Source organism: Flavobacterium sp., assembly GCF_044368625.1.
Classification (GTDB): domain Bacteria; phylum Bacteroidota; class Bacteroidia; order Flavobacteriales; family Flavobacteriaceae; genus Flavobacterium.
Map to the genome: position 1 here is coordinate 1 of NZ_JBIPPD010000264.1, position 3,897 is coordinate 3,897.

Annotated in this window: 3 protein-coding genes; all 3 read left to right on the forward strand. The window is 34.4% G+C overall.

What is annotated here, in order from left to right; translation table 11 throughout:
* Positions 1–114: 114 nt before the first annotated feature.
* The 3 genes from ACIQ2X_RS14530 (at position 115) to ACIQ2X_RS14540 (ending at position 3,738) form a co-directional block, all read left to right on the forward strand.
* The gene (locus ACIQ2X_RS14530; RefSeq protein ID WP_396179672.1) at positions 115–1,662 is read left to right on the forward strand and encodes a hypothetical protein; all 1,548 of its coding nucleotides are present in this window, start codon (positions 115–117) and stop codon (positions 1,660–1,662) included.
* Positions 1,652–2,188 carry a hypothetical protein gene (locus tag ACIQ2X_RS14535; RefSeq protein ID WP_396179673.1) on the forward strand — a complete coding sequence of 179 codons (537 nt, stop codon included), beginning with the start codon at positions 1,652–1,654 and terminating at the stop codon, positions 2,186–2,188. Before ACIQ2X_RS14530 ends, ACIQ2X_RS14535 begins: the two co-directional genes overlap by 11 nt.
* 203 nt (positions 2,189–2,391) lie before the next feature.
* Positions 2,392–3,738, forward strand: a complete 1,347-nt coding sequence (locus ACIQ2X_RS14540) for a serine hydrolase domain-containing protein (protein ID WP_396179674.1) — start codon at positions 2,392–2,394, stop codon at positions 3,736–3,738.
* The last annotated feature ends 159 nt before the right edge of the window (positions 3,739–3,897 follow it).

Consider the following 3,897-nt stretch of genomic DNA (forward strand, 5'->3'; position numbering starts at 1 on the left):
AATCGAAAAATGGTATCAATTAAAACCTGAAATATTCAAGATAACACCCAATCAATTTAAAAATAATATCCTAAATTTGAATCTAAATTAAAATCAACTCTCATCAATAACGTTGTGAAACTTTACACTTATACCTTAATACCCATAGATTATCAGTTTCCGTCTCCGGTTCCATATGTTATCATTAGCGAAATTTATGAGCCAACTGAAGAAGAATTTGATGTAGAAACTGTTGCTTTGTTTTTTGCAGGTTGGCAAGAAGATTTATTAGCCGATGAAATAGATGTTAATGAAGAAACCTTACCTTTCTATCTTAATAATACTGCAGAAAACCAAGTTGAAAGCAGATTGTTTGGAAAACGATACAGACCAAGCGGACGAGTTACTGTGTTTAATACCGATAGTGGATCAGCAGAACCACTATTAAAAGCTAAGATCAGTATTGGTCGTAATTTCTTTTGGAGAAATACCTATACTTCCAATAACGGAAACTTTGAAGCTCCAAAGAAATACCGAGGAAAAGTTAGAATTAGAGCAAAATGGCGCGGAGAAACGGCAACTATTAGACGTACATTGAATGAACTTGCAGGACTTTGGGTTTCGGATCATTTAATGACTATTACAAGGGGTAATAATGGAGCGACAAAAAATATAGTTTATGGCGAAGCACATGATGGTGCTTTTGGTGTTGATATGGTAGGTGGACATTTATGGTATAAAGGAACTGTACATAATGGATTGAGAAAGTATAACGATTTTGCTAGTTCGAATGGCATTTCTCATAGGGTCAATTCGGCTAATACATGGTGTTTTGCAAAAGGGGACGCTTCTTCAGCACCAATGCTGAAAAGATTTCCACAACTAGCTACTCTTTCTACTGTTGCTAATATTGGTCAAGCAAATTTTTGGAGTGTTATGACAAATGTAGCAGCGGGATTCGCAATACAGCTAGTTCCAGTACACTTAAGACCCGATTTTATTTATGGGGGATTAAGAAACAAGACATTGGTAGTTGGTGGTCAAAGTAATACCGTCAGGATTCATCAAACTGTATTTCATGAATCATCACACTTTTCGCATGCATCTAAAGCTGGCGCATGGTTTTGGGCTCAAAATTTTGCTAGTCAAATGAGTAATAATATAAGTTTTAATAATCCTTACTACGCTGGCGTTTCTCCCTCACAGCAAGCAGGACGAATTATAGCACTAGCAGAAGGATGGGCTAATTTTTGCGAATTTAAGATTACTTCTACCATTTACAACAGAGCATATATGAATATTGGCGGTTTTCGTAGCATGCACAACCTTGCAGGTGTTTCCAATAATTTAGAAACATTTAATAAATATGATGTGCCGATGGTCGTAACAAATATTACCGACAATCAACACTGGTTTGCACATGGTGTAATGTGGGATGTTATGGATAATGTCGTTGATGATCCAACTATCTCAAGAAGGAGAACAAGTGACGGACTACCATTAAATGGAATAATAGACGAATGTTTTATTGGTAATTCTTCAAATGCTAATGACTTAGCACCTCTCTTCAACAGGTTAAATGGTAATGTAGAAACACCTGCAGAATTACGAGATGCATTAGTTTCTGCCTTTCCTGCACAGGCCAGACAAATAATATCTTTATTTGAAAGTTATGGGTACTAAATTATTAAAATTGACTAGCTTGTTACTATTGGCAGCAACTTTAACGGGTTGTCCAGGTGAGGAAGAGTGTTTTGCTCCTGCCGCAATAACGCAGGTTGATGATTTGATACTTATCAGTCCTTTTCAACAAATTTATAATCAAGGAGATGTAATAACCTTTTCGGTTACTATTCCCGCAACCAATAATTACTTTAATGATGGAACAGAAATTAATTTACTTGAGGCAACTAATGCATTTGAAGCAAGGTTAATATGTACTGACCAAATTTTTATCGGGAACAATGTTGAATTCGTAAAAGGGAGCCCAGGATCTGTTAATGGCTGGTTTAATTTGATTTATAATAATGAAAATCAGCTATATGAACTTGAAATAAAGGTCACTTTAAATAAAATCGGCACGTATACTATTTATACAGCAGATTCTATTGCCTTTCAGGGCGAAAAAATTTGCAATAGATATACTATAGAAACCAATATAATTGATAATGAGCCTGGTCGAAGTGATTTTATATTTACAGTACAATAACTTTACCCAATAAAATGAATGGCTTTTAGAATTTTCTGAAAGCCATTTTTTTTAAAAATAAAAATTAAATATCCTTATGTTATCGCGTTACTTATAATTATTATGTTGTATTAGAAAAAGTTTGAATTTCCTGATAATCAATTAGGGAAATTTGGGATTTATCGATAATTTGCAGGATTATTTTATTTCAATTTACTTAGCAAATGAAAAAAACATTCAAGGTTTCTGGCATTATAATTTTAGTCGTTTTGATTTATTTTGTGGTCGTCAATTATCCAAAACTCGAATTGATTTCTGGATTTTCGGCAAAAAGTGTGGCGTCGGCTCATTTTATTGATGGTCGTTCGCTGGAATTGATTGAAAAAAGCGATAACGACATCAAACTTGTCCGATTGGCCAACAATGCGATTTTCGACAAAGAACAATATGCAACTTCTTCGGTTTTTGGTTTGCAAAAAAGAAAAGCCATTTACCGTGAAGGTTTGGGTTCCTTGCTGATTGATGCTGATTTTGACGTTACAAAACCGTATTTAGTTCCCAAACGCGTTCAACCGAAAATAAATTTGCCTTACCCATTTGGAACCAATGAACCCAAAGATACGGTGTTTGCAAATATTGATTATTCGAAACTTCGGAAGGCTGTTGAAAATGCTTTTGATAAAAAAGGCGCTTTCGCCAAAAGAACGCGGTCTGTAGTCATTTTATACAAAGACCATCTTATTGCAGAAAAATACGAGGATGGATTTGACAAAAATTCGAAGATTTTAGGTTGGTCGATGACCAAAAGTATTACGGCAACTTATTTTGGAATTTTACAATATCAAAATAAAATAAACATCAACAATCCCGCTCCAATTCAAGAATGGGCCAATGACGAACGTGCAAAAATCACCTTAAATAATCTGATTCAAATGAACTCTGGTTTAGAATGGGAAGAAAAATACGACCGAATTTGTGACGCCACAAAAATGCTTTTCAACTCAAGAGATATGGGTCAAGTTCAATTGGAAAAACCACTTTTTGGAAAACCAAATCAAACTTGGAATTACTCATCAGGAACTTCAAATTTATTGTCGAAAATTTTGCGAAAGCAGTTTAAAACCCAACAAGAATACTTGGATTTTTGGTACTCGTCATTGATTGATAAAATCGGAATGTTCTCGACGGTTGTGGAAACGGATATGACTGGAAATTACGTTGGTTCGTCTTATGCTTGGGCAACTTCAAGAGATTGGGCAAAGTTTGGATTGCTGTATTTACACAACGGAAATTGGAATGGCGAACAATTATTTGACCCTTCTTGGTCGAAATATGTTTCCACCCCTACTCCAACATCAAATGGAAAATATGGCGGACATTTTTGGCTCAATTCAAGTGGAAAATATCCTGACGCTCCAAGAGAATTGTATTATGCAAGCGGTTTTCAAGGACAAAAAATATTCGTCATTCCCTCAAAAGATTTAGTTATAGTACGAATGGGTTTGACAGATGATGAAAGTTTTGATTTTAATGGTTTTTTGAAGGAGATTTTGGGGAGTTTTGAGAAATAAAAAAATATTTTGATTTTTTTTATTAATATTACATAGTTAATTACACTATTATCCGAAAGTCTAAAATAAAAAAAGCCTGAGATTCCCTTATTTTTGTTTTGCGAAAAATAAAATAATTTTATGGGACTCTTCAGGCGAAACAAAAATATCAAAAAACCT

What these genes read in the sequence shown, in the direction of transcription:
- ACIQ2X_RS14535 (WP_396179673.1), top strand. Translation starts at nt 1,652, where the DNA reads ATGGGTACTAAATTATTAAAATTGACTAGCTTGTTACTATTGGCAGCA.
- ACIQ2X_RS14540 (WP_396179674.1), top strand. Translation starts at nt 2,392, where the DNA reads ATGAAAAAAACATTCAAGGTTTCTGGCATTATAATTTTAGTCGTTTTG.